The sequence below is a fragment of the Bacillus sp. EKM206B genome (genome assembly GCF_011066015.1).
GTDB classification, from domain to species: Bacteria; Bacillota; Bacilli; order Bacillales; family Bacillaceae; genus Bacillus; species Bacillus velezensis.
Genome location: NZ_JAAMNL010000004.1, coordinates 137,150 through 160,664, shown reverse-complemented (window position 1 = coordinate 160,664; position 23,515 = coordinate 137,150). Strand labels below are relative to the sequence as shown.

The 23,515-nt window shown below is 44.5% G+C and carries 28 protein-coding genes and 2 pseudogenes; 18 read left to right on the top strand and 12 right to left on the bottom strand.

All coding sequences use genetic code 11. The features are described from left to right. Positions 1-387 precede the first annotated feature (387 nt). Complete coding sequence (locus tag G9F50_RS09760; RefSeq protein ID WP_015417694.1) at positions 388-663, bottom strand: hypothetical protein; 276 nt, start codon at positions 661-663, stop codon at positions 388-390. A 344-nt stretch (positions 664-1,007) separates the two neighbouring features. Between G9F50_RS09760 and G9F50_RS09755 the strand changes: the two genes are divergently transcribed. Beyond that, a complete protein-coding gene (locus G9F50_RS09755; RefSeq protein WP_060562803.1) occupies positions 1,008-1,574 on the top strand; it encodes a cysteine hydrolase family protein in 567 nt (188 codons plus the stop codon). Between the two features lie 248 nt (positions 1,575-1,822). On the opposite strand, the pseudogene G9F50_RS09750 reads toward G9F50_RS09755, so the two are convergent. Both G9F50_RS09750 and G9F50_RS09745 read right to left on the bottom strand, forming a co-directional pair. After that, positions 1,823-2,406: pseudogene (locus tag G9F50_RS09750) on the bottom strand (DUF421 domain-containing protein). A 795-nt stretch (positions 2,407-3,201) separates the two neighbouring features. Further along, the gene (locus G9F50_RS09745; protein ID WP_032866282.1) at positions 3,202-3,465 is read right to left on the bottom strand and encodes a hypothetical protein; all 264 of its coding nucleotides are present in this window, start codon (positions 3,463-3,465) and stop codon (positions 3,202-3,204) included. A 221-nt stretch (positions 3,466-3,686) separates the two neighbouring features. Between G9F50_RS09745 and G9F50_RS09740 the strand changes: the two genes are divergently transcribed. After that, positions 3,687-3,995: an MGMT family protein gene (locus tag G9F50_RS09740; RefSeq protein WP_025284907.1), complete on the top strand. Its 309-nt coding sequence runs from the start codon at positions 3,687-3,689 to the stop codon at positions 3,993-3,995. A 28-nt stretch (positions 3,996-4,023) separates the two neighbouring features. Here G9F50_RS09740 and G9F50_RS09735 read toward each other — a convergent pair whose 3' ends face one another. Further along, positions 4,024-4,632, bottom strand: a complete 609-nt coding sequence (locus G9F50_RS09735; RefSeq protein ID WP_060562804.1) for a GNAT family N-acetyltransferase — start codon at positions 4,630-4,632, stop codon at positions 4,024-4,026. 163 nt (positions 4,633-4,795) lie between these two features. On the opposite strand from G9F50_RS09735, the gene G9F50_RS09730 reads away from it, so the two are divergent. The 7 genes from G9F50_RS09730 (at position 4,796) to G9F50_RS09700 (ending at position 11,862) form a co-directional block, all read left to right on the top strand. Further along, the gene (locus G9F50_RS09730; protein WP_060562805.1) at positions 4,796-5,896 is read left to right on the top strand and encodes a type III polyketide synthase; all 1,101 of its coding nucleotides are present in this window, start codon (positions 4,796-4,798) and stop codon (positions 5,894-5,896) included. Further along, the gene (locus G9F50_RS09725; protein ID WP_060562806.1) at positions 5,896-6,402 is read left to right on the top strand and encodes an isoprenylcysteine carboxyl methyltransferase family protein; all 507 of its coding nucleotides are present in this window, start codon (positions 5,896-5,898) and stop codon (positions 6,400-6,402) included. The genes G9F50_RS09730 and G9F50_RS09725 overlap by 1 nt, the downstream gene beginning before the upstream one ends. Positions 6,403-6,474: 72 nt before the next feature. Next, positions 6,475-6,570 (top strand): Fur-regulated basic protein FbpC, encoded by a 96-nt coding sequence (gene fbpC, locus G9F50_RS09720; protein ID WP_025284905.1) that lies wholly within the window; start codon positions 6,475-6,477, stop codon positions 6,568-6,570. Positions 6,571-6,753: 183 nt separating this feature from the next. Continuing rightward, positions 6,754-10,335, top strand: a complete 3,582-nt coding sequence (gene dynA / locus G9F50_RS09715; RefSeq protein WP_060562807.1) for a dynamin GTPase — start codon at positions 6,754-6,756, stop codon at positions 10,333-10,335. 67 nt (positions 10,336-10,402) lie between these two features. Then, positions 10,403-10,660 carry a YpbS family protein gene (locus G9F50_RS09710; RefSeq protein WP_012117818.1) on the top strand — a complete coding sequence of 86 codons (258 nt, stop codon included), beginning with the start codon at positions 10,403-10,405 and terminating at the stop codon, positions 10,658-10,660. 76 nt (positions 10,661-10,736) lie between these two features. Next, positions 10,737-10,880, top strand: a complete 144-nt coding sequence (locus G9F50_RS09705) for a hypothetical protein (protein ID WP_003153570.1) — start codon at positions 10,737-10,739, stop codon at positions 10,878-10,880. A gap of 94 nt (positions 10,881-10,974) precedes the next feature. Next, the gene (locus tag G9F50_RS09700; RefSeq protein ID WP_007409515.1) at positions 10,975-11,862 is read left to right on the top strand and encodes a 5'-3' exonuclease; all 888 of its coding nucleotides are present in this window, start codon (positions 10,975-10,977) and stop codon (positions 11,860-11,862) included. Between the two features lie 5 nt (positions 11,863-11,867). Here the strand turns inward: G9F50_RS09700 and sspL are convergent, their stop codons facing one another. Genes sspL through G9F50_RS09685 form a run of 3 tightly spaced genes read right to left on the bottom strand, consistent with a single transcriptional unit; the run spans position 11,868 to position 13,127 of the window. Then, the gene (gene sspL, locus G9F50_RS09695) at positions 11,868-11,996 is read right to left on the bottom strand and encodes a small, acid-soluble spore protein L (protein WP_060562808.1); all 129 of its coding nucleotides are present in this window, start codon (positions 11,994-11,996) and stop codon (positions 11,868-11,870) included. A 51-nt stretch (positions 11,997-12,047) separates the two neighbouring features. Then, positions 12,048-12,440 carry a reverse transcriptase-like protein gene (locus G9F50_RS09690; protein WP_098081982.1) on the bottom strand — a complete coding sequence of 131 codons (393 nt, stop codon included), beginning with the start codon at positions 12,438-12,440 and terminating at the stop codon, positions 12,048-12,050. 6 nt (positions 12,441-12,446) lie between these two features. Next, positions 12,447-13,127 (bottom strand): queuosine precursor transporter, encoded by a 681-nt coding sequence (locus tag G9F50_RS09685; RefSeq protein ID WP_012117815.1) that lies wholly within the window; start codon positions 13,125-13,127, stop codon positions 12,447-12,449. Between the two features lie 81 nt (positions 13,128-13,208). Between G9F50_RS09685 and G9F50_RS09680 the strand changes: the two genes are divergently transcribed. Together G9F50_RS09680 and G9F50_RS09675 are read left to right on the top strand one after the other, a co-directional pair. Further along, positions 13,209-13,880 (top strand): ribonuclease H family protein, encoded by a 672-nt coding sequence (locus G9F50_RS09680; RefSeq protein WP_082998654.1) that lies wholly within the window; start codon positions 13,209-13,211, stop codon positions 13,878-13,880. A gap of 2 nt (positions 13,881-13,882) precedes the next feature. After that, entirely contained in the window at positions 13,883-14,065 is a 183-nt protein-coding gene (locus tag G9F50_RS09675; protein ID WP_015240062.1) for a zinc-finger domain-containing protein, read from the top strand. A gap of 26 nt (positions 14,066-14,091) precedes the next feature. Here G9F50_RS09675 and G9F50_RS09670 read toward each other — a convergent pair whose 3' ends face one another. Beyond that, positions 14,092-14,349 (bottom strand): DUF2564 family protein, encoded by a 258-nt coding sequence (locus G9F50_RS09670; protein ID WP_007409519.1) that lies wholly within the window; start codon positions 14,347-14,349, stop codon positions 14,092-14,094. A 161-nt stretch (positions 14,350-14,510) separates the two neighbouring features. Here G9F50_RS09670 and G9F50_RS09665 point away from each other — a divergent pair, with 161 nt between their 5' ends. Then, positions 14,511-14,693 carry a hypothetical protein gene (locus G9F50_RS09665; RefSeq protein WP_012117812.1) on the top strand — a complete coding sequence of 61 codons (183 nt, stop codon included), beginning with the start codon at positions 14,511-14,513 and terminating at the stop codon, positions 14,691-14,693. A gap of 51 nt (positions 14,694-14,744) precedes the next feature. Here G9F50_RS09665 and cspD read toward each other — a convergent pair whose 3' ends face one another. From cspD to metA, 4 genes and pseudogenes are all read right to left on the bottom strand, one after another. Next, positions 14,745-14,945: a cold-shock protein CspD gene (gene cspD / locus G9F50_RS09660; RefSeq protein ID WP_003153604.1), complete on the bottom strand. Its 201-nt coding sequence runs from the start codon at positions 14,943-14,945 to the stop codon at positions 14,745-14,747. 15 nt (positions 14,946-14,960) lie between these two features. Beyond that, positions 14,961-15,072 (bottom strand): annotated as a pseudogene (locus G9F50_RS09655) (hypothetical protein); the annotation flags it as partial. 94 nt (positions 15,073-15,166) lie between these two features. Next, positions 15,167-16,309 carry a diglucosyl diacylglycerol synthase gene (locus G9F50_RS09650; protein WP_007409520.1) on the bottom strand — a complete coding sequence of 381 codons (1,143 nt, stop codon included), beginning with the start codon at positions 16,307-16,309 and terminating at the stop codon, positions 15,167-15,169. A gap of 224 nt (positions 16,310-16,533) precedes the next feature. After that, positions 16,534-17,439, bottom strand: coding sequence for a homoserine O-acetyltransferase MetA (gene metA / locus G9F50_RS09645; protein WP_165406544.1), 906 nt, complete (start codon positions 17,437-17,439; stop codon positions 16,534-16,536). A gap of 282 nt (positions 17,440-17,721) precedes the next feature. Between metA and G9F50_RS09640 the strand changes: the two genes are divergently transcribed. The 6 genes from G9F50_RS09640 to G9F50_RS09615 all read left to right on the top strand — a co-directional run bounded on the left by G9F50_RS09640 (position 17,722) and on the right by G9F50_RS09615 (position 23,281). Further along, complete coding sequence (locus G9F50_RS09640; protein WP_007409521.1) at positions 17,722-18,204, top strand: glutathione peroxidase; 483 nt, start codon at positions 17,722-17,724, stop codon at positions 18,202-18,204. 11 nt (positions 18,205-18,215) lie between these two features. Beyond that, entirely contained in the window at positions 18,216-18,824 is a 609-nt protein-coding gene (locus G9F50_RS09635) for an HD domain-containing protein (protein WP_060562812.1), read from the top strand. Between the two features lie 68 nt (positions 18,825-18,892). Further along, the gene (locus tag G9F50_RS09630; RefSeq protein ID WP_060562813.1) at positions 18,893-20,026 is read left to right on the top strand and encodes a conserved virulence factor C family protein; all 1,134 of its coding nucleotides are present in this window, start codon (positions 18,893-18,895) and stop codon (positions 20,024-20,026) included. A 252-nt stretch (positions 20,027-20,278) separates the two neighbouring features. Continuing rightward, complete coding sequence (gene ilvD / locus G9F50_RS09625) at positions 20,279-21,955, top strand: dihydroxy-acid dehydratase (RefSeq protein ID WP_007409524.1); 1,677 nt, start codon at positions 20,279-20,281, stop codon at positions 21,953-21,955. 81 nt (positions 21,956-22,036) lie between these two features. Further along, entirely contained in the window at positions 22,037-22,471 is a 435-nt protein-coding gene (locus G9F50_RS09620) for a BrxA/BrxB family bacilliredoxin (protein ID WP_003153619.1), read from the top strand. A 39-nt stretch (positions 22,472-22,510) separates the two neighbouring features. Further along, positions 22,511-23,281, top strand: a complete 771-nt coding sequence (locus tag G9F50_RS09615; RefSeq protein ID WP_032870018.1) for a class I SAM-dependent methyltransferase — start codon at positions 22,511-22,513, stop codon at positions 23,279-23,281. Positions 23,282-23,515 lie beyond the last annotated feature (234 nt).

Here is a 23,515-nt window from a genome sequence, read left to right as displayed (position 1 = left end):
CGTTTTTCTTTAAAATAACATCTTATTTTATCCAGATCGAGGATGCTTCCGAAAGTTGCTGAACTTTTTGCGAGGCATTCTCTTTTTTTATTAGTTTCATTGTTTGAAAAGAAACAAATTGAGTGATGCGGCATCCGCCTTATTTCGCCGAAAAACCGTCCCGAACTATATGTACGTGAACATATGACTAAATGTAAGAAAAAAAAGGAGAATGGGGGATCATATCGTAAACAATATCATTGCTCGCACTGTGATGACACGAAACTTGGTTGAGACATGGAATGAAATGCCTGATGCCGAAATGAAACTGCAGGATGGGCACTGAGGGGGAGTGTCTTGTGCACCGATCCTTATAAAAGAGAGTAAAAGAAGGGAAAGCCCCTTCTTCTAATTAATCCATCCTTCAAAAGTTGCGCGATAGAACCCTTCGATTATCTCTACTTTCTTAAGGTAATAAGTAACACCATTTTTAACAGTTGTATTTGGGATATCCCATCTATGAAGGTAATCCATTGTAAAAGAATCTTTGGTCGCTTGTGTCGAAATTTTTGTTTGAGTTGAGTCGCTATTTGTATGACCAGGGCTAGATGCAAAAGCAGGGGCAGCGGAAACGAGTAAAGCGAGAGACAAGGCAGAACCAGTTAAAACTTTTTTTAATTTCATTTTGAACACTCCTTTGTTTTTTAATACACTTGTATTATTACATACAATACAAAAATAACCAAGGGTTTTTTTGTTAATACTTTGCGAGCGTGAATGTAGTTAGGGGCAATCCTTTCATTCACGCGGCTTATTTCAGGATATTGATAAGTATATAGAGAAAAAGAGTTGAATATTGCTGGCCTCTGGTGATTTGCAGCTTTTGAGTGAGTGCTTGCTTTAGATATTTCAATGCTTTACCACCGGGGAAGGTGAGATATGAAATTTAACACTGAAACAATTGTACAAAAGTAAAATCTTTATTTAAAATGTTATAAATACGAATTTTCAATATAGGAGGTTATCTGATGGCAGAAAAGAAAAAAGCTTTAATCATTGTGGATGTACAAAAAGCCTTTGATGATAAAAAGTGGGGAGAACGAAATAACGTAAAGGCGGAAGAAAATATCAGCAAAATACTGAAATTATGGAGAGAAAAAGGATGGACAGTCATATACATACAACATACTTCTGATAAACCTGGTTCTTTATTTTATCCAAAAAATGAGGGGGTTGCTATAAAGGAAATCGTTAAACCTATGGATAAAGAAGTCATTATAACCAAGAAAGTAAACAGCAGCTTTATTGGGACTAATCTAGAAGAGCTCTTAAAAGCAAATGATATAACAACTGTCGTAATCACTGGCTTGACTACGCCGCACTGTGTTTCAACAACCACAAGGATGAGCGGTAATTTAGGATTTGATACATACCTGATTTCAGATGCAACAGCAGCCTTTGGAATGAGAGACCAAAATGATACATATTATGATGCAGAGACTATTCATAATATATCTCTGGCCACGTTGCAGGATGAATTTGCCACAATATTAACGACTGATCAATTAATCAATGATTTTATAAAAACAAACTGACTAACATTATGGCTAAGGGCGGCGGTGGGGATAGGCGGCTGAAAAGCATATTCAGGCGCATACAAGGACCTCTCGAAAAATACGGGGGTTGCCGACTCTTTTCATCGTCGAATATCGAGTGAAAAAAGGCATCTGCTTCAGATGCTTTTTTTGTTTCTTGTAAACCGGTTTCGGTAAAAAATGATCGGCGGTTAACGGTCTGATTCGGCTTCGGTTTTGAATAACAAAAGGCTTTACTAATCAGCGAATTATTCAAGATTTTTTGGCTTGTGCTGAGTCTGGTGTTTTTTGATTTCCTCGAATATATTGGCTTGATCATCTTTTTGAGGCTGAGGCTCTTTGTTAAGACATTTTGGATCGATCACATTTTTAAGATCTTTGATGGTTAAAGGCTTACAGTCATCTTTTAATTCGTAGCCTAATTGTCCATTAGCTTCTAAAGTGGCATATTTAATTGTGTTTATATTTGAAATGCCAAGAAGTCTTAAACGCATTTCGAGTTGATCTGCTGTCAGTCTCAGCTTCTTTAAGTTTTCTATATTGAGTTGGCCGTCTTCTATAACGAATTTAGATTTTGGTTTAAAAAAAATTCAATCCAGTTTACTTTTACTTGAAACCATTCCATCAAAATCAAAGCGCTAAAAAGGATAGACGCAGCGATTAATGTTTTCAATAAACTGGTTTCTAAAATGGGATGAACGATAATCGTACCGATTGAAATCATCACCATTGTCTGTGCGACGGTCATTTGTGCAATGGATTTTCTCCCTGAAATTCTCAGTAAAATCATTCCGAATGCAATTATAATTAATTCTTCCCAAGCAAATCTCATGTTATCACCCTGGGTTGTGTTTTATCAAAAATAAAGTAAGAGGTTTTATGGTGTACTTGCTCACGAAGAATTATTGCCCTTTCATTCAATTTTATTCATTTTAGGTGTTTTTCTGATCGGGGATGTCCTGCGCCCCTCGTCCAAAAGAAGGTTTGATAACTAAAGAGGGGAGGAAAAACATTCCATGGCCTTTTGTTTACGTCAGCATATATCAAGAATAGAGTTACCTTAACATGAGCTGGGGAACTCAAGCGTCCATAGAAATGTTCTGAAGGATCTGGATTGATTCTTCGTAAAGAGTTGAGGCTCGGCTTTTGGATAGACATGTGATTCACTAAAGTGCTGCAGGATCCGATCAAAAAACCTATGGCAGGAGAGAATTTTAGATTATGTGTTTTTTCGTCTAAAAGCAGAAAACAGTACGACTGATAATGATCATCGGGTGAAATGAAATTACGCACCTAGGTGCTGTATGTTGGATCAATTATAAAAGGAAGTGAAACTAGAAAAAGGGGCAAAGCCCCCCTCATATTAGTAACAGCGCTCATCATTCCCATACCAGATTCCGTTCCGGAAAGAAACTCCTTTTAGATACCAATTGTTGATATCGTCCAGCAGTTGCAAAAGCAGAAGGTGCTGATACAAGTAGAGCAAGAGATAATTCAGAATCTGTCACAATTTTTACTTTTACACTTTTTAGGTACATGTTAGCAATCATTTATTCTCTTATCGGCACGGTAACATACGGATTATTTTTAGTTGTTACTTAGAACAAACATTCCGCGTCATGAAAAATCAGCTTTTGTAGACGGCTGTCCAAGTGCCATCAGCACCATGGAAGGTGATGTTGTCTAAATAATAGGTGATTCCATTCCGGTAAATTGAAGTAGGATAATCAGGGCCGGAACCATTAAGTATGAACGTCGCCAAAGCAGATACTTCCTTCGTTTTACTTTCTGCAGAAGGTGTATCAGCAGGACCTGCGGCAAAAGCAGGGGCGGCAGAACAGAGTAAAGCGAGTGATAGGGCTGAGCCGGCTAAAGCTTTTTTCATTTTCATTGTAAACACTCCTTTTCTTTTTTAATACAATTGTATTATTACATATTATGTTAAATATGTACATACTTATCTTTGTTAATTTTTTGTGAACAAACAGATAATCTATTTAAACGCAGAGATGAAATAAGTATGATGATGTAGCAATTATCATCTGTAAAAATAAGATCAGGAAGTGGCTGATTTTCTCAAAAATCATCTGCTCTTGCGAAATGAGGAGTTGCATGACATTTACGGAACGGGCGGTAGCCATTATCAAACAGATTCCTGAAGGAAAAGTGATGACGTATGGTCAAATTGCCGATCTTGCGGGAAGTCCGCGGGGAGCGAGGCAGGTTGTGAGGATTCTTCACTCCATGAGTAAAAAGCATTGTCTTCCTTGGCACAGGGTCATCAATGCAAAGGGCGAAATCGGATTGAGAGACGAAGAGATGTTTTCTGTACAGAAGCTGTCTCTTGAAGCTGAGGGGGTAGCGGTCACGTCAGACGGACGGATCGATCTCAATTTATACGTATATGATCCGAATATGTAAAAAAACCTGTCGTATATCGGCAGGTTTTTCAGTTATATGCTTTGAGCCGGCCAGAAAGGTTTTGCCGGATATAAGGCCATTCCTCCCGAAGGATGGAGTAGTAGGCGGTATCTCTGAGGCCGCCGTCGACAGCCGGAATGTGTGCGCGGCGGATTCCTTCAAATTGGGCTCCGATCCGCAAAATCGCAGTCCGTGAGCGCTGGTTGCGAACGTCGGTTTTCAGCGTCACCCTGACAGCTTGCCACACGTCAAACGCATGAGTCAGCATAAGAAGTTTACATTCCGTATTGACACCGGTCCGCTGCACGGCAGAGGCATACCATGTGCTGCCGATCTCACACACTTCCGGAGCTGCGTCCGCCGGCCGCGTAAACACTTCCGCATCCATAAACCGCGTGCTTCCGACGATTCGGTCTGTTTCAAGACTCCGTACTGCAAAAGGCAATGCAAGTCCTTTTTCATAATCGGAAAGCGCACGCTCAATATAACGCTTTGTTTCTTCGATTCCGTCAGGAACATGGGTGTAAGCGTAAGTCGTCCTATTTTCTGAACCAGCGTCACAAAGTGCCTGAGTGTGATCAATCGTCATCGGCTCTAACTGAACGAGTGACCCTCTAAGAATGACAGGTGTCAGCATCCCAATCACAACCTTTTTTCATGAATGGGTCAAGTATAGCCGAATGGTTTCTTATTCAAAAGGGCCAATTTCCTATTAAAATGGCGGGTCAGGCAAATGCCCAGCCCGAATTTATGCATACATTCAGGAAAAAAGCGGAAACTTATGTAAAGAGGTGATGGGCATGGCATATGTGTTATCTGTCGGAACGAGCATTCCGAAGTATCATGTCTCGCAAGAAACGGCGGCGGATTTTGCGAGAGGGATGTTTGCCGATTCATTTAAGGATATTGACCGGCTGTTAAAAGCCTTTCAAAACGGCGAAATTGAATCAAGGCAGTTTGTCCGGCCGATTGAATGGTATAAAACGGCACGGGGTTTTTCAGAAAAAAACCGGCTGTATACGGAAGAAACTGTCAAGCACAGTGCGGATGCGGCACTTGATTGTTTAACAAACCCGGATTGTTTAACAAATCCCTTTCCATATGAAAAAGTGGATGCGATCTTTTTTATTTCCAGCACCGGGCTTTCGACACCCAGCATTGAAGCGAAAGTGATGAATCAGCTTCCGTTTTCTGCGAAAACAAAACGGATACCGATCTGGGGTTTAGGATGCGCGGGCGGAGCGGCCGGCCTGTCCAGGGCGTACGAATACTGCCGCGCGTATCCTGAAGCGTACGTGCTTGTCATCGCGGCAGAACTCTGCAGCTTAACGTTTCAGCCGAACGACAAGTCAAAAAGCAACTTAATCGGAACTTCCCTGTTTGCGGACGGAATTGCCGCAGTACTAATCGGAGGAGAAAAGGCGAACCGAAACGACGTCAAACAGCCGCTTCTTCCGCGGATATTCGCCACTCAATCGGTGATGATGCCGGATGCGGAAGATGTGATGGGCTGGGAATTCACCGACAGCGGTTTTCAAGTCATTTTTTCAAGAGACATTCCCACCCTGGTTTCACAGTGGCTGAAGGACAATGTTGATGAATTTTTATTTGCATATGGTATCAGTCCTCACGACATTAAAACCTTTCTTGCCCATCCAGGCGGGAAAAAGGTCATTGACGCCTATTTAACGAGTCTTTCAATGGGCACCGGTCAGCTTGCGGCATCTCGGAAGGTGCTGCAAAAACACGGGAACATGTCTTCCGCAACTATTTTTCATGTGATAAAAGAACAGTTGCTCCACGGACGGCAGAAAGAAAACGAGAAAGGGCTGATCGGCGCTCTCGGGCCGGGATTTTCGTCTGAGCTTTTGCTGTTCAGCTGGGAAAAGGGGGCTTCTTAATGTTTTGGCTGTTTATCATGCTGCTTGCGGCCCAGCGGATTGCGGAGATGATCGTGGCCCGGCGCAATGAGCAAAAGGTGAAAAAGCTAGGCGCAGTCGAATATGGAGAAGGACATTATCCCTTTCTCGTCCTGATGCACGTGCTCTTTTTTGTCTCTCTTACAGCTGAGGTGGCGGCGTTTCAAAAAACGCTTTCTCCAAGGTGGGCCGCCATTATATGTATCATTTTATTTGTACAGGGGATCAGGTATTGGGCGCTATTATCATTAGGGCGGTATTGGAATACGAAAATTCTTGTCGTGCCGGATGCGGAGCTTGTCAGAAAGGGGCCGTACAGGTGGATGAAGCACCCGAACTACGCGGTCGTCATCTTAGAATTTATTTTTCTGCCGCTGTTATACGGAGCGTATTGGACACTGTTTCTCTTTTCGATTCTCAATGCCTGCATGCTCACTGTGAGGATTCGCGCCGAAGAGAAAGCGCTAGAAGAAAACACCGCAAAATAGAGATTGAAAATCATTCTCACTCATGATAAGATATAAATATGAAAATGATTCTCATTCAAGGTGGTGCCGAAAATGACAATGTTATTTTTATTTGCAGCCGTTTGTACATACAGTGTTTTAATTGGTTTCGTATTGAAAAAAGTTTCGAATAAATCGATGTCTTCTTAAACATCTGCGGTTTTTCCTGCCGCGGGTGTTTTTTCTTTATCAGCTGCCGATATCGGCGGCTTTTTTGCGTTTCCTGAAGAAAAGTGAGCCATTCTTGTGTAAAATGGGGGAGAGGTTTTTTTCAGAGCTTTCTAAAAATGAAAAACGTCATTTGATGCGACAGACACAAAGGGGTAAAGACACATGACAGAAGAAGAACGCCATAACAGGGAGATTTTCAGCAGAACGGGTGCCTTATACGCACAATTTTTGGATCATCAGGATGAAAAACGGGCCGATCAGCTCGCGGCCATTATGAAAAAAGCGGCTGATGAAGAGGTTTATATCGCGTTTACCGGGCATTATTCGGCCGGAAAGTCCTCTTTATTAAACACATTGCTCGGTGAAGACATACTGCCGACAAGCCCGATTCCCACAAGCGCCAATCTCGTTGTCATCCGGCACGGTGAAGATAAAGTCGTGCTTCATACGACGGACGGGGCTTATGCAGAAATTAAAGGAAGTTACGATAAAGAACAAGTGCAGCAATTCTGTAAAGACGGTGAGCAAATTGAAACGGTGGAAGTCTATGCCGGCTTTAAGGAGTCAGAGCCTTATGCGGCCTACATTGACACACCGGGAATTGATTCGACGGACGAAGCGCATTTTTTATCTGCCGCTTCGGTTCTGCATCAGGCTGACGCTTTATTTTACGTCGTTCATTATAATCACGTCCATTCAGAAGAAAATATGCTGTTTCTCAGCTCCATCAAAGACCGTATTCCGAATTTATTTCTGATCGTCAACCAAATTGACAGACATGATGAAACTGAAACGAAGTTTGAAGAGTACCGCAGGCAGGTGGAAGACATGCTTGAAGGCGCGGGAATACCGAAAGAATCGCTTTTCTTTACGTCTGTCACTGAGCCTGACCATCCTTTAAACGGCATGGAACAGCTGAAAAAACATCTGCAGAAGCTGAAACAGCAGGCAAAAACAAATTTATGGTCCTTAACGGAGAGAAAAGTTGCACACTTAGTCAAAGAGCATACAGAGATGCTCGTAAAAGAAGATAAAAACGGCAGCGGAGAGCAGTTTGACAAACAAGAAGCACTTGTCCGTTCTGTTGAAGATGAGCTTAAAAAAGCCGTTCAACAGGCTGAAACAGCAGAGAAAGACATCAGAAAAGACGTGCAGAACATACTGCAAAATGCTAATCTGACACCCTTTGAGATGAGGGAGCTTGCATCTGCTTATATTGAATCACAGCAGCCCTCATTTAAAACCGGATTATTCTTTTCAAAAGCGAAAACGGCTTCGGAAAAAGAAAGAAGGCGTGCTGAATTTTTTGCCGATATTAAAAAAAGAACGGAAGGGGAAGCGGATTGGCATATTATCGACACATTTATGAAAGCGGCCAAGCGGTATGAAGCGGATTCGGACGAACTGATCAAGAAAATCCAGGCGTACCGCACACCGCTTTCTGATGATATCACCGCTCAGGCCCTTAAGCAGGGAGCGGCCTTTTCATCTGAATACGTATTAACTTATACGAAAGACCTCGCTGAAATGATCAGAAGGGAAGCCAAAAGACAGACAGCGGAACTCATTGAGGAGCTGACAGCTTATGTTCAGACAAAAAACGGACCGCTCATTGAGAACTTGAAAAACCGGCTCGAAAAAGAAAAGAAAATAAGGGATGAGCTCGCGCAATCGGCAAAAGAAGAACGCAATGCCTTGGAAAAAGCAGCCCGCGTCCGCGCTTTGTGGGAAGAAGAATTGACCTGTGCTACGGGAAGCGGCGACTGGTATACACGAAAAAAACGCCTTGCGAAAGCGCCCGTCCAAAAAGAGAAACCAAAAGAGGCTGTACAGCATGAAGTAAGCAAGCCTGAAAAAAATGCGATGAAGGAACTTCCTATAAAAGAGCAGACTGATCGGTTCTATGAGCTTGCCGGGATTCTTGAATCCTCGAGCATATTAGGAAAACAGGCAGAAGCCTTTCGAAGCAGGATTGAGCGGCTTGAAAACCGCCAGTTTACCTTGGCATTATTCGGCGGATTCAGCTCGGGGAAATCATCATTTGCAAATGCGCTTGTCGGTGAATACGTGCTTCCATCATCACCGACGCCCACAACGGCTACAATCAACAAAATAACGAAACCGCAAGACGGCAAACCGCATAAATCTGCGGAGATCGTTTTTAAAACGGAGGAGGAGCTGGATGCTGAAATGCTTCAGCTGACTGAGCTGAAAGATGCTGATGTAAAGGGGCGTTCACTGAAAGAGAGATGGAATTATGCCATTAAAAAGGGAAAAATTCCGGATGAACTCATCCCGGTGATTCAGACGATGCTGCAGGCGTTTGATACGTACGAAGAGCAGATCCGTCAAAGGCTGACACTGACGGTGCCGGTTGAAGATTTAAAACCGTACGCAGCCGAAGAAAAAACGGCCTGCTGCGTAAAAGAAGTCACCGTGTATTATGATTCGCCTCTCACGCAAAAAGGCATCACCATTGTTGATACGCCGGGAGCAAGCAGTATAAACAAGCGCCATACGGAACTTGCCTTTCAATATATAAAAGATGCTGACGCGTTCTTTTATATGACGTACTATCAGCATTCTTTTTCAAAAGGAGACAGGTCCTTTCTGAAGAAACTCGGCCTCGTCAAAGAATCATTCGGCATGGATAAAATGTTTTTTGTCATTAACGCCGCCGATCTGGCCAAAACCGAAAGCGAGCTGGAAACCGTCAAAGACTATGTCCGCTCAGAACTCTCAAAAGAGGGAATTAACCGGCCGAAATTATATCATGTCTCAAGTAAAGAAGAGCTTGCGGGTAAAAAAGCAACTTTTTATAACAGGTTCTCTGATGTAAGAACCGGGCTTGAGCACTTTATTGAGGAAGATGTAATGAGGGCCAGCTGCGCCCAGCTGAAAACAGAGGCGGACAAATTGTGCGATATGGTGGAACAGCTTCACGAATCTCTTCACCAGTCGGCAGAAGAAAAAGAGAAAAAGAAACAGCGTCTGGAGTCTTCCTATGAAAAAGCTCTCGCTGACATTTCAAAGCGCCGTACGTCTGAGGTCATCATTCGAAAAGTGATGAAAGATACGGAAGAACAGCTCTATCACATTAAACACCGCCTGACGTTTTATGCGAATGATATGCTGAAAACCGCCTTCCATCCGGGTCTTCAAAACGGTGATTGGAAACAAAATATATCAGCGGCGCTGAATGAAGCGCTCAAGGAATTCCGTTTTGAATATATTCAAGAGCTGAAAACGCTCGATATCCGGATGACCGGTTTTATTGAGCGCCATATGACTGAGGAATGGATGGAAAACTGTCAGAAGAAGCTTATGGAAGACGGAGATTTCTCCATTTATGTGAGCGGTGAAAACGAATTTGCCGTTCAGCTGAAAGAGGTCGCTCCGGTCATTGACGTCTCGGCATTCTCACATCACGTAAAGGAAGTTAAATCACCGAAGCAGTTTTTTGAACAGAACGGAAAAGCAGCGTTTGTAGAAGGGCTCAGGCTGAGCCTGCAAAAAGTGACAGAAAAGTGGCTTGAGCAGGAGAAAGAAAGCCTTTCAGAGCGATATGCTGAGCAGGTGCGCCGTCTGCAAGAAGACATGGCGGATAAAAGCCTTTCCCAGATCCGCGAGCAGCGGGACACTTATTTACAAGGTCTTGCGGAAAATACGAGTGCAAGGGAAATTGAACACCTTTACGAAGCCGAAAAAGCATGGAAAAAGAAAGATGAAATGCTGAAAATTTAAAAATCCGGTTGGCGGCAGATAACAGTCGTGGTAGACTAAAATGAAAAAAAGCGAGATGAAACCTTTTATGTCAGAAGTCCATAAAGCAATTTCAGCACATTCCGCAAAACAGCATCAGCACGTCAAAACATTTGTACAGCTTGATTATGAGCGTGAACAGGCCATTGAAGAAGCAATTGTAAAATGCAGACAGAATAAACCGTTCACGACAGATGCCATCAATGGCATCACCGCAAAAATGAACCAGCTGGCGAAAAAGGGCATCGTGCCGCAAAGACGATTCGTAAGTGAAGAGATGGTGAAAGAATTCGTGAGCAGACAGTAATGGATGAACCTGCCGCGTGTGTCATCAGCGCTTGCTGTACATACTATCGGTATCTTCTCTAAAGGGGGATATGACCATGGGCAGAACAAAACTGGGAAACAGAAATGCTCAGCAAAATAACAATGCCAAAAAGAAAAACGGCTTCGGACAGAAATTTGATTCTTATGCCGGCCGTGAAGCTGAAAAGCTGATGGCAAGCAATAAAAGACACGGTGAGTAAACGTGACGGCAGCATCTTCCAAATGGGGGGATGCTGTTTTTTTACCGACTTCTTTGGTAAAATAGGAACATTGAATAAAAAGGAGTTTCGATATATGAATAATAAATTACTGCTCGTTGACGGCATGGCGCTTTTGTTCCGCTCGTTTTTCGCGACGGCCGTTCATCGCAATTTTATGATAAATGAAAACGGAATTCCCACAAACGGCGTCAACGGTTTTTTAAAGCATCTTATTACGGCGGTTGATACGTTTCAACCCACACATGTCGTCTGCTGCTGGGATATGGGAAGCAAAACGTACCGCAATGATTTGTTTCAAGATTATAAGGCCAACAGAAGCGAACCGCCGCTAGAGCTGATTCCGCAATTTGATCTAGCGAAAGAAGCAGCGCGAGAGCTCGGTTTTTTAAACATCGGCATAAAAGGCTATGAGGCGGATGACTGTATCGGTACGCTTTCTGCCCTATTTTCCGGGGAAGCGGAAATTACGATTGTAACGGGTGATAAAGATCTGCTTCAATTGCTGAATCATCAAGTTCAAGTAGCGCTGCTGCAAAAGGGTATCGGCAATTATAAGGTATACACAGATGAGATATTCAGAGAAGAAACGGGAGTTCCGCCAAAAGCGCTGATTGACATTAAGGCGCTGATGGGAGACACGAGCGATAACTATCCCGGCGTTAAAGGGATCGGGGAAAAAACGGCGTACAAGCTGATCCGTGAATATCAAAACATAGATCGCTTATTAGAAAGCCTCGCTCTCTTGCCGAAGGGCCAGCAAACGAAAATTCAGCAAAGCTTGAAAGAATTGGAGCTGTCAAGGCAGCTTGCTGAAATACATTGCGAGGTGCCGTTAGCCTGTACGCTTGAAGAAGCGCTTTTTTCATTAAAGATGGAAGAGGCGGCATTAATGCTCAGACGTCATCAGATAAAAGGAATTGAAAGGATGCTCGAAAAGCTGAACGCCAGAGAGATCAGCTGATCCCTCTAGCGTTTTGTATTGCTTTTTTTTGCGTTGTTTTCAAGGGCTGATTTCGGGTCTTTATGCGCATTTCCTTCCATATTTCCCTGAGTATTCACGCCCCCGGTCAGCCGGCCTTTATTTTCTTTTCTCATAGCTGTTCACCTCATTTGTAGGATGAACAGTGAGACGCAATTTCATTCCGGTTATTTATTCAGCCGAATCGCTTTTTTTGCGAGCTGATCGGCTGTTTGGTTTTGTCTGCCGGGAATCCACTTAATGAAAAACAATGGAAATCCGGACTTTAAGCGGATGATTTCGTCAACAAACGGCTGGAAAGCCTTGTTTTTAACCGCTTCAAGATCTGCGGCCCGCTCCACGATATCCGAATCCGTCCGGAATGACACGGACTCATATCCGCGGGCGGCACACAGCTTCATTCCTTCAATTAAAGCGAGAAATTCAGCTTCCTGATTTGAATGGTCGCCGATCGGAATTGAGAAAGATTCTGTTTTCCCGTCATGTTTAATAAAAATACCGATACCGGACGGGCCCGGGTTTCCGGCGCTTGCACCGTCTACATAAATTTCAGCGGGCATCATCCGTCACTCTCCATTCGGTGTCATTCGTTTTGCCGCATACGCATAAGGGACAGAAATGAGTGATACCGCAAATTTAATCAGGTAAGTTGAAATGAAGATGCTGAACCATACTCCCGCGGAATAAACGCCGATAAAGGCCACGGCAGTGAAGATAAATGTATCCAGCAGCTGGCTGAGCGCCGTACTTCCGCTGTTTCTGAGCCAGAGAAGCCTGTCTGAAGGAAAGATTCTCCGAATGGCTGAATATACATAAACATCTATCGTTTGGCTGAAAATAAAAGCCAAGAGGCTTCCGAGCGCAACACGCGGCAGAAAACCGAAAATCGTCTCAAGGGCCGGCTGTGCGATATCTGACGCAGCCGGTTTATATAAAAGAGCCCCCTGCATGGCGCATGTCAAAGCGAGCAGAGTGGAAAACCCGAGCCAGACGGCTTTGCGCGCTTCCCTGGGACCGTATTTTTCATTCAGCACATCCGTTGCGAAGAAAACGGTGCCGTACATGATATTTCCCAGTGTCGCCGTAAGCCCGAACAGCTCGACTGTTTTGACAACCTGCAAGTTGGCGCACACCGTGGCGAAACCGATCCATACGAATAGGCCCGTTTTGCCAAATCCTTTATAAAACAGAAGAACAATGATAAAATGAATGACCGCAAATAAGATCCATAACACATCGTTAAACAAAACCTGCTGACTTCCTTTCAATTTGAGAATGGTTTGATTATAGCACACGCCCGTCAACTAATGAATGGTAAGGTGATTTCAATGAATCTTAAGCCGTATATCGAAATAGAAGCAAAAGGAACAGGCCCTGTCGCGTTTTTTTCCGAAGATTGGCTGACCGTTCCGAAAGCGCGCATGCTTGCAAGAGAAGTCAGCCGCTTTCCTTATATAAAAGACATTTATTTTGAGGATGAAAAAGGCGCGAGCTGGACGCTTAAAGAATTAGAAAAGCTTACTGAAGAGCTTGCGGACGAACCTGACGACATTACAGTGTATTTCGACGGCGGCTTTGACAAAACAAGCGGACGCGCCGGACTCGGAATTGTCGTGTATTATTCTCTCGGCGGCAAGCGGCACCGCATACGGAAAAACAAAAGCTTAACGCTTCAGACGAACAATGAGGCGGAATATGCCGCTTTGTACGAAGCGCTTAAGGAAGTACAGGAACTTGGCGCAAGCAGAAATTCAATCACGATAAGAGGGGATTCCCTCGTCGTTTTACATCAGCTTGACGGCAGCTGGCCGTGTTATGATGAAACGCAAAACGAATGGCTGGATAAAATTGAAGCGCTGCTCGAATCCTTAAAGCTGACACCGACATATGAAGCCGTAAACCGAAAGGAAAATCAAGAAGCGGATGACCTTGCCAGAAAAATTCTCTCGGACCGGCAGATTGAAAGCCGTATAACATTAGAAGGTAACGGAGATGACTGATATTGGATAAAAAAAGCATTTATAAAGAATTGACAGAGCTTCAGGATGAATATTGCAAAGACTGTTTCGTAAAAAAGCATTTCCGCAAAGAGTTTGGAAAAAATCACGCTCATTCTTTCTGCATCAACCAATGCACAGTGGGGGAGAAGCTGAAAGCCTACGGCAAGGAGCTGACAAATCAATAAAAAATAAAACCGCAGCTTCTGCGGTTTTATTTTTCGAATTCATCGAGCTGATGCTGGCAATCGTCGAGAAGCATTCGCTGCTTTTGCAGAAAATCCTGGTCGAGAGCTTGCAGTTCACTGGATTGTGACATCGTTCTGGCATCCTGAATCGCCTGGTATGCAGATTCCACCAAAGTTGAATTTTGGCCCCGGGTAGCCGCTCCCGTTGTTTTCTGGGCCGTTTCCACCGCTAATTCAAGCTGGCGTTTATCCGTCAGTCCGTTTGGGAAAAATTCAGAGTCCATTAAAAAACACCTCCGCAAATAGTTTGGAGATTTTTTTTAGAAATATGTACGGAAAATAGAAAAAAATATAGAAAATAAGCCGATATAACTATTGAACCTGATTAATTAGGGCTTATTTACTATTATTCAGGGTATCTTGGGAGAGAAGGGAAAAACCAGCCGTGAATGATAAAGATTTAAAAACAATCCTTCAGCAGACATTTAAAGAAATATACGGTGATTTGGGAAGTTTAGCGGAAATGGCAAAAAAAGGAATGCCGTCAATGGAGAAACAAATTGAAGAAATTGAGCAGCGCTGCAAGCAGAATCTTGTTGCAATTGAGATTCAGACGGCAATCAAATAGGAGAGGCATACGCCTCTCCTCTATTTGTCATCTGATCAACATGTATTGAGTTTAGAGTTTTACAACATTAGAAGCTTGAGGTCCACGATTACCTTCGACAATTTCAAAAGAAACTTCTTGTCCTTCTTCTAATGATTTGTATCCTTCTCCTTCGATAGCAGTGAAGTGAACAAATACGTCGTCTCCGCCTTCAACTTCGATGAAGCCGAATCCTTTTTCGTTATTGAACCATTTTACTTTACCGTTTTGCATATTGCTTAATTCCTCCTAGTACTGTAGCACCTTCGTGCTAAAAAAAATTTTGTCATCATCCAACCGTACGTATGTAAACGTTGTTAAATGATGGTTCAACTATACACCATATGGGAGCGGACGTCAAGCGGCCGCTCCCTATTTTTTATCTTTATTTTTCCAGTAACAAAGCTTAACCGGAAAAAAACAAAAAGCACACGAATCGTTCGTGTGCTTTTCTTTTACGATAATGCCATATCCGCCTTCCCGGCCATCATTTCAGATTCTTTTATAATGTCCTGCAAAATGACTTCAGAAGAGTTGGGGAGGTGAAGGCTTTTAATATTGTCCTTCATCCGGTTCAGCTTCTCCTCATCCGCAAGAAGGGAGGTGACCGACTCTAAAATTTCTTCGTGGCGGTTGACCACGACAGCCGCACCGCGATCTTCAAAGAAAATGGCGTTTTCTTTTTCCTGTCCGGGAACCGGTTTGTACAAAATAACGGGTACTCCGATCGCCGTTGCTTCCGTCAGTGTGATGCCGCCCGGTTTCGTGATCATGCAGTCCGTAATACGGAACAGCTCGTCAATTCTTTCTACATAGCCCAGAACTTTCAGCCGGTCGGCATTGTCACCTTCCAAGCTGCTGAGGGATTCTTTCAGTGAGCTGTTTTTGCCGCATACCACCACAACCTGCACCTGATCGTCATGAACGAGATTTTCGCACAGTTCTTTTACGTTTTTCAGCACACCATGCGCTCCCGCCATAATAAGAAGAACTTTTTTGTCGGGAGAGAGATTGTATTTTTTATAAATCGGCTCTTTCGGCATCGATTCCTCGAATTGAGGCCTGATGGGAATGCCCGTGATCTTTACGTTGTTCGGGTGAGTGCCGATTTCAATCAGTTTTTCCTTCACGTAATCTGTGGCGACATAATATTTATCAACATTTTCATGAACCCAGATTTTGTGAAGGCAGAAATCGGTCATAACGTTGAACGTCGGGATCACTTTTCCGGTTCTCCGTCTGTATTCCGGTACGACAATCATCGGAAATGTATTGATAATAATGTCCGGCTTATGCTCTTCGACGAGCTGGCCTAAACGTTTATTTCCCATTTTAAAATAAATATTGAATTTGCGTTTATTATAGATTTTGTCAACTCCGTAATAAAACAAACGATAAAACTGTTTCCCGATTGAGAAGCTTTTTAAATAAAGGTATTGAGTAACCTCTGAAACAATCGGATTTGACTCTTGATACAAATTAGAAACCGTCACATCTAAGCCGAGACGCAGACACTGTTCGTAGAGCGTTTTGGCCACTTGAACATGCCCGTTTCCGTAATTTGCAGTCAAAATTAATACTTTTTTATTGGTATTCAAGTAAATTCACCTCAATGTAATCAACAACAAGCAAGCTTCATGCATCGTAAGGAGTTATTGTCTATAGATAAACATAACACAAGTGCATCATTTTATAATAAGCGCGGCAACATATTTAAACTAAATTTAATTGATATGTTCCATTATTTTAAAGTTTTGTTATACGCATACTGAATCAAGAGTATTTTATCATATTTTTGTCACCGTATCACTCAAAACAAAAATTAATCCCATTCATACGGGGTTTCCTGATATACGTAATAATTCAGCCAATTCATAAACAATAACGTTGCATGAGCTTTCCAGCGGTTAACAGGTTCTTTCCCGCCGGGCGCAAAATAGTACTTAGGAGCTTCTACGTTTGAAAGTTTTCTCTCTATGTCTCTCTCATACTCCTGAAGTAGCGTATCGGTATCATATTCCGGATGACCCGTTAAGAAAATCTGTTTTTCGTCTTTTGAAACGATTAAACAGACCCCAGCTTCCTCTGAAACGCTGAGCACATCCAGATCCGAAGCCGATTGCAGCTGTTCCGTATTAATATCTGTATGCCGTGAGTGGGGCACATAGTATAGCTCGTCAAATCCTCTTACCAATCTCTCATGTTTTTTAAGAACGGTATGCTCAAACACACCGAAGATTTTCTTCGGCAGCTCCACTTTCTCAATGCCGTAATGATAGTATAAACCGGCTTGAGCGCCCCAGCAGATATGGAGGGTTGAAGTGACATTCGTTTTGCTCCATTCCATGATTTCCTTCAATTCTTCCCAGTAAGAAACATCTTCAAACGGCAGGTGCTCAATCGGAGCCCCGGTAATAATCATTCCGTCAAACCGTTTGTGGCGGATGCTGGAAAAATCCGTATAAAATTCATCCAGATGCTGCCTTGCCGTATTTTTTGGAGTATGTGTGCTCGGAATTAAGAACGTAAAGTGAACTTGTAAAGGTGAATTCCCAAGCATCCTGAGGAGCTGGGTTTCCGTTTGGATTTTTTTCGGCATCAGATTTAAAATCACGATCTTCTGCGGCCGGATATCCTGATGAAAAGCCCGGCTTTCATCCATTACAAAGATGTGTTCACTTTCAAGCACCTGCTTAGCGGGCAGGTGATTTGGTATATTAATAGGCAACATGCCACCTCCGTTATTCCCCGTTAATTTTCTTCATTATAGAAATTTTTAAGCCATTTTTCAATCCATCCCGGCGTAATAAACCGCATTTAACGCATAATGACAGGGATAAAAGCGGCAAATGGGCATAAATTCGGAGCGGCTCTTTATTATGACGGGTAAAGAGCCGTTTGGTTCCTCGAAAAAAACGTTTTCCGTTAAGTGGAAGGAAAAAGCGGTTGCCGTTTGTTTTGCAGTGTAAAACAGGTAAAATAAATGGAGAATGTAAAAAGGAGGCCGCAGATGACAATTTACGATATAAACGTACGGACCATAACAGGCGAAGACATGACGCTATCGGCTTACAGAGGCAAGGTGATGATCATTGTGAATACAGCAAGCAAATGCGGGTTCACATCCCAGCTCAAGCAGCTTCAGGAGCTCTATGATACATATCGGGAGGAAGGTCTTGAAATATTAGGATTTCCCTGCAACCAATTCATGAACCAAGAACCTGGAAACGAAGCGGAAATTCAAGAGTTCTGTGTGAAAAACTACGGAGTCACATTCCCGATGTTTGCGAAAGTTGATGTCAATGGAGCAGACGCTCATCCTCTCTTCACATATCTGACGGAGCAGGCGAAGGGGATGCTCGGCACAAAAGCGGTCAAATGGAATTTCACTAAGTTTATCGTGGACCGAAACGGTGAAGTCACCGGGCGTTTTTCACCGAACGTCAACCCAAAAGAACTTGAAGATACGGTGCAGAGGCTTTTGGCCCGATAAGAGGTGATACGGTGAACGAAAAAGAGCAGCTGGAAAGCGTCAGGAATTGGGTCAGAGAAAAGCTTATCAATGAACGAACGGGCCATGACTGGCTTCATATTTCCCGGGTCGCAAAACTTTCTGTGTACATTGCAAAAGAAGAAGGCGCCGACTTATTTGTCACTGAGACGGCCGCGCTGGTTCATGATCTGATTGACGCCAAGCTCGAAAAAAGCGAAAGGCTGACGGCAGGCGAAGTGACAGAACGGCTGGCTGCTTTCAACGTCGCGGATGGCTCCATTCAGGAGATCACGGATATTATCACGAGAATGTCATTCAGACACAGGGAACTGCTGATAAAGCGGCCGCTTTCATTGGAGGGGAAAGTTGTTCAGGATGCAGACATGCTTGATGCGATCGGCGCAGCGGGCATCGGCAGGGCTTTTATGTTTGCCGGCGCGAAGGGTCATCCGATGTACGGAACTCAAACAAGTGTGCTGGCCCATATAGAGGATAAATTAATCAAGCTTAAAGGCTTAATGAATACAAAAGCGGGGGCCGGTTTAGCAGAGGAGCGGCATCAATTTCTTTTGCAGTTCGCCGCCCGTATCCAAAAAGAGGCCGGCATTTGCAAAAGCTAAGCGGTGCAATAGAACGCTTGTGCCGACTATGTTAGAATAAGTGTCAGATTGCGCATAGGAGGACCAATATGAAGATTAAATCAATAGAACCGACGCCGAGTCCGAACACGATGAAAGTGATTTTGACTGAAGAGCTTCCGGCAGGGAAAAGCAACAATTACAAGCCCGATCAGGCAGATGATGCTCCGGTTGTCGTACGTGATATTTTAAACATTGAAGGAGTAAAGGGCGTTTATCACGTTGCCGATTTCCTGGCTGTGGAGAGAAACGCACGTTTTGACTGGAAGGAAATTCTGCCTCAGGTCCGTTCCGCTTTCGGAATGGAACATACGGAGCAGTCTGAGAGCCGTTCTGAACAGGAATCGTTCGGTGAAGTGAAGGTTTTCGTACAAATGTTCAGCGGAATCCCGATGCAGGTCAAATTGACGGACGGCGAACGTGAAGAACGCTTCGGCCTTCCGGAACGTTTCCAAGAAGCCATTTTAAAGCTGCGTTCCGAAGCTTCAAATGTTGTATTTGAGCGGACTTGGAAAGAACAAGGCGTGCGCTTCGGAGATTTTACCGAAATCGGACACGATGTCACAGAAGAGCTTCAGGCCGCCTACAGTGGTGAGCGGCTCAAACGCCTGACAGAAGCAGCCGCACAGCAAAAGGGTGAGGCCAAACCTGCAGTGCAGCGGAAAGCTTATAAAGTGACACTGGACATGCTTGATGATGAAGACTGGAAACAGCGCTATGCCCATCTTGAGCAAATGGATCCGGATGAAGACGATTTACCAGTATTGGAAAAGGCGCTGCATGATCCGAAGACTTCGATCAGAAGACAAGCCGTCGTTTATTTGGGAATGATCGAAAAGCCGTCTGTGCTTCCGCTGTTATACAAAGCGCTTGAAGACAAAACGGTGACGGTCAGAAGGACGGCGGGTGACTGTCTGTCGGATCTCGGCGATGCGAGCGCCATCCCGGCCATGATAAAATCGCTCAGTGACTCAAGTAAGCTCGTGCGCTGGCGCGCGGCCATGTTTTTATATGAAGTCGGCGATGAAAGCGCGCTGGAAGCATTAAAAGCGGCGGAAGACGATCCGGAATTCGAAGTCAGCCTGCAAGTCAAAATGGCGATTGAACGGATTGAGCACGGAGAAGAGGCGAAAGGTTCAGTCTGGAAACAGATGACTGAAAGCAGAAAAAAAGAACAGTTATAACAAAAAGGTGCGCCATGCACCTTTTTTATTTGAATTCACTTTTTATAAAAATTATTTAGAATATTGTTGAAAAATAATTCAAAACTCTATATAGTAAGTACAATATTAATTGTTGGAGGGTTTTTATCGAAATACAGAAAGAATAGAAAAGCGAGACAGGGCAAAGACACTGTAAAATTTGCAGAACACGCCCTAGAATAAACTGAAAATTTTAAAAATAGTGCACAGTCTAAAAACAGTAGGGGGATCACCATGGCAGAATTACGCAGCAACATGATCACACAGGGAATTGACAGAGCGCCGCACCGCAGCCTTCTTCGCGCTGCCGGCGTAAAAGAAGAAGACTTCGGCAAACCGTTTATCGCGGTCTGTAATTCATACATCGATATCGTTCCCGGGCATGTTCACCTGCAGGAATTTGGAAAAATCGTAAAAGAAGCAATCAGGGAAGCGGGCGGTGTGCCTTTTGAATTTAACACGATCGGAGTAGATGACGGAATCGCGATGGGGCATATCGGTATGAGATATTCGCTGCCGAGCCGCGAAATCATTGCCGATTCAGTTGAAACGGTCGTCTCGGCTCACTGGTTTGACGGAATGGTCTGCATTCCGAACTGCGACAAAATTACGCCGGGAATGCTGATGGCGGCTATGCGGATTAATATTCCGACCATTTTTGTCAGCGGGGGGCCGATGGCAGCCGGCCGCACAAGCGACGGCCGCAAAATTTCGCTTTCTTCAGTATTTGAAGGCGTCGGCGCATATCAAGCCGGGAAAATCGGTGAAAGCGACCTGCAGGAGCTGGAACAGTTCGGCTGCCCGACGTGCGGATCTTGTTCGGGCATGTTTACGGCAAACTCCATGAACTGTCTGTCTGAAGCGCTCGGTCTGGCGCTTCCGGGCAACGGAACAATTCTTGCAACTTCACCGGAAAGAAGAGAGTTTGTGAGAAAATCAGCGGCCCAATTGATGGAGACCATCAAAAAAGACATTAAGCCGCGCGATATCGTCACCGAAAAAGCGATTGACAACGCATTTGCGTTAGACATGGCTCTCGGCGGCTCAACCAACACAGTGCTACATACGCTTGCGCTTGCCAATGAAGCTGGGGTTGAGTACTCTTTAGAACGCATTAACGAAGTGGCTGAACGAGTGCCTCACTTATCGAAATTGGCGCCGGCCTCGGACGTCTTCATTGAAGATCTGCACGAAGCGGGCGGAGTCTCGGCGGCCCTTAATGAATTAGCGAAAAAAGAAGGGGCGCTTCATCTTGACGCGCTGACTGTAACAGGCCGCACACTCGGAGAAACAATTGCGGGTCATGAAGTAAAGGATTATGACGTGATTCATCCGCTTGACAATCCGTTTACCGAAAAAGGCGGTTTGGCCGTCCTGTTTGGGAATCTGGCTCCGGACGGCGCCATTATCAAAACAGGCGGCGTACAGGACGGGATTACAAGACATGAAGGTCCCGCTGTCGTCTTTGATTCCCAGGATGCCGCGCTTGAAGGCATTATAAACCGCAAAGTAAAAGAAGGAGATGTTGTCATTATCCGTTATGAAGGGCCAAAGGGCGGCCCGGGCATGCCGGAGATGCTCGCTCCGACGTCTCAGATTGTCGGAATGGGGCTTGGCCCGAAAGTGGCGCTTATTACAGACGGCCGTTTTTCAGGAGCGTCCCGGGGCCTTTCAATCGGGCACGTATCGCCTGAAGCGGCTGAAGGCGGCCCGCTCGCATTCGTAGAAAACGGCGACCATGTCATCGTTGACATAGAAAAACGGATTTTGGACGTACAAGTGCCTGAAGAAGAATGGGAAAAACGCAAGGCCGAATGGAAAGGCTTCGAGCCGAAAGTAAAAACAGGATATCTCGCCCGGTATTCCAAACTCGTAACAAGCGCCAATACGGGCGGAATCATGAAAATATAAAACAGAGGCCTGAACAATTGAATTCCGGCCCCCTCTATAGTATCCTTGACTTCATATAAGGATTTTAGAGGGGGCTTTTTTATGTCAATGGCTTATGAAGAATATATGCGCCAGCTGGTCGTGCCGATGCGCCGTGAGCTGACGGGTGCGGGTTTTCAGGAATTAACGACTGCTGAAGAAGTAGAAAGCTTTATGGAACAGGCAGAGGGCACGACATTGGTCGTTGTCAACTCCGTGTGCGGCTGTGCAGCCGGTCTTGCCCGTCCGGCTGCGACTCAGGCTGTTTTACAGCATGAAAAAGCGCCTGATCATACGGTTACCGTATTTGCCGGTCAAGATAAAGACGCAACTGCAAAAATGCGTGAATACTTTACAGGGCAAGAACCTTCCTCGCCATCAATGGCGCTGTTAAAAGGGAAAGAGGTCGTTCATTTTATTCCCCGCCACGAAATCGAAGGGCATGACATGGAGGAAATTATGAAAAATCTGACGGATGCCTTCGATGCGCACTGCTGAAATGCCCGAATTCCGGGCATTTTCTTTTTGGAGAAAAAGATGATCACAACGAGTTACAGACCAAGCGAATATACGATACACACAGCGCAGTCGCTCAGTGTCAAGCTGGGTGACACTTACTGCAGCCGCAATAAACAGCCCATTGAAAAAATGCTGGAACGAGCGGCTAGCGATCTTTTAGTCATCGGAAAGGAACGGTTCGAACTTTACACGAAGCAAGGGGAGAAGTTCTTTTTTCACCCGAATACAGCGATGTTCCGCGCAAAGCGGTTTTTGAGAGGGGAAGCCGAGCCGTTGTTAAAAGCAGCCGGATTACGCGAAGGGGATTCCTTTTTAGATTGTACGCTCGGCCTGGCATCCGATGCGATTTTGGCAAGCCTGGCAGTCGGAAAAAGCGGACAAGTCATCGGCCTGGAGAAAAACAAGCTTGTCTCATTGCTTGTTGAAACAGGACTTCAAACGTGGGAAACCGGAATGGAGCAGCTCCAAACCGCCATGAAACGCATTCAGGTCAAACATGCCGACTGCGCCGATTATTTGCGGGAGCTTCCTGATTCATCGGTAGATGTCATTTATTTTGACCCGATGTTTCACGAACCTGTTGAAACGTCAGACGGCATTGCACCGCTCCGCGCGCTGGCAGAAGAGGGTTTTAACGAAGAGTGCATCACGCAAGCCGTCCGGGCGGCGAAAAAATGCGTAGTGCTTAAAGACCATTGGAAAAGCCCGCGGTTTGAACGATACGGCTTCAAGGTGCTGAAAAGAAAGACGGCGCTTTTCCACTTTGGTGTCATCCATGTGAGCTCATGATATCATGGGCTTCTTTTTCGTTAATCAGTGATTTCCATAACGACAAAATAAAGCAGCGTGAGAAGTGATACAGTCGCAAATAAAGCGTTAATCATCTCATCCCCTCCTTTTTCTCCTTCTTATTGTAAGCGGTTTATCCGCTCGGTCACAGTTACCAATTTCCCATATTGCATGATAATACGCTGCCGGACATGACGCCGCGCTTTCATCTATGCTAAAATAAAGGAAAAGAGG

Excerpts from the sequence above, each read along its gene's own strand:
- G9F50_RS09760 (WP_015417694.1), bottom strand. The coding sequence starts at position 663 with ATGAAATTAAAAAAAGTTTTAACTGGTTCTGCCTTGTCTCTCGCTTTA.
- G9F50_RS09755 (WP_060562803.1), top strand. The coding sequence starts at position 1,008 with ATGGCAGAAAAGAAAAAAGCTTTAATCATTGTGGATGTACAAAAAGCC.
- G9F50_RS09745 (WP_032866282.1), bottom strand. The coding sequence starts at position 3,465 with ATGAAAATGAAAAAAGCTTTAGCCGGCTCAGCCCTATCACTCGCTTTA.
- G9F50_RS09740 (WP_025284907.1), top strand. The coding sequence starts at position 3,687 with ATGACATTTACGGAACGGGCGGTAGCCATTATCAAACAGATTCCTGAA.
- G9F50_RS09735 (WP_060562804.1), bottom strand. The coding sequence starts at position 4,632 with ATGCTGACACCTGTCATTCTTAGAGGGTCACTCGTTCAGTTAGAGCCG.
- G9F50_RS09730 (WP_060562805.1), top strand. The coding sequence starts at position 4,796 with ATGGCATATGTGTTATCTGTCGGAACGAGCATTCCGAAGTATCATGTC.
- G9F50_RS09725 (WP_060562806.1), top strand. The coding sequence starts at position 5,896 with ATGTTTTGGCTGTTTATCATGCTGCTTGCGGCCCAGCGGATTGCGGAG.
- fbpC (WP_025284905.1), top strand. The coding sequence starts at position 6,475 with ATGACAATGTTATTTTTATTTGCAGCCGTTTGTACATACAGTGTTTTA.
- dynA (WP_060562807.1), top strand. The coding sequence starts at position 6,754 with ATGACAGAAGAAGAACGCCATAACAGGGAGATTTTCAGCAGAACGGGT.
- G9F50_RS09710 (WP_012117818.1), top strand. The coding sequence starts at position 10,403 with ATGTCAGAAGTCCATAAAGCAATTTCAGCACATTCCGCAAAACAGCAT.
- G9F50_RS09705 (WP_003153570.1), top strand. The coding sequence starts at position 10,737 with ATGGGCAGAACAAAACTGGGAAACAGAAATGCTCAGCAAAATAACAAT.
- G9F50_RS09700 (WP_007409515.1), top strand. The coding sequence starts at position 10,975 with ATGAATAATAAATTACTGCTCGTTGACGGCATGGCGCTTTTGTTCCGC.
- sspL (WP_060562808.1), bottom strand. The coding sequence starts at position 11,996 with ATGAGAAAAGAAAATAAAGGCCGGCTGACCGGGGGCGTGAATACTCAG.
- G9F50_RS09690 (WP_098081982.1), bottom strand. The coding sequence starts at position 12,440 with ATGCCCGCTGAAATTTATGTAGACGGTGCAAGCGCCGGAAACCCGGGC.
- G9F50_RS09680 (WP_082998654.1), top strand. The coding sequence starts at position 13,209 with ATGAATCTTAAGCCGTATATCGAAATAGAAGCAAAAGGAACAGGCCCT.
- G9F50_RS09670 (WP_007409519.1), bottom strand. The coding sequence starts at position 14,349 with ATGGACTCTGAATTTTTCCCAAACGGACTGACGGATAAACGCCAGCTT.
- cspD (WP_003153604.1), bottom strand. The coding sequence starts at position 14,945 with ATGCAAAACGGTAAAGTAAAATGGTTCAATAACGAAAAAGGATTCGGC.
- G9F50_RS09640 (WP_007409521.1), top strand. The coding sequence starts at position 17,722 with ATGACAATTTACGATATAAACGTACGGACCATAACAGGCGAAGACATG.
- G9F50_RS09630 (WP_060562813.1), top strand. The coding sequence starts at position 18,893 with ATGAAGATTAAATCAATAGAACCGACGCCGAGTCCGAACACGATGAAA.
- ilvD (WP_007409524.1), top strand. The coding sequence starts at position 20,279 with ATGGCAGAATTACGCAGCAACATGATCACACAGGGAATTGACAGAGCG.
- G9F50_RS09620 (WP_003153619.1), top strand. The coding sequence starts at position 22,037 with ATGTCAATGGCTTATGAAGAATATATGCGCCAGCTGGTCGTGCCGATG.
- G9F50_RS09615 (WP_032870018.1), top strand. The coding sequence starts at position 22,511 with ATGATCACAACGAGTTACAGACCAAGCGAATATACGATACACACAGCG.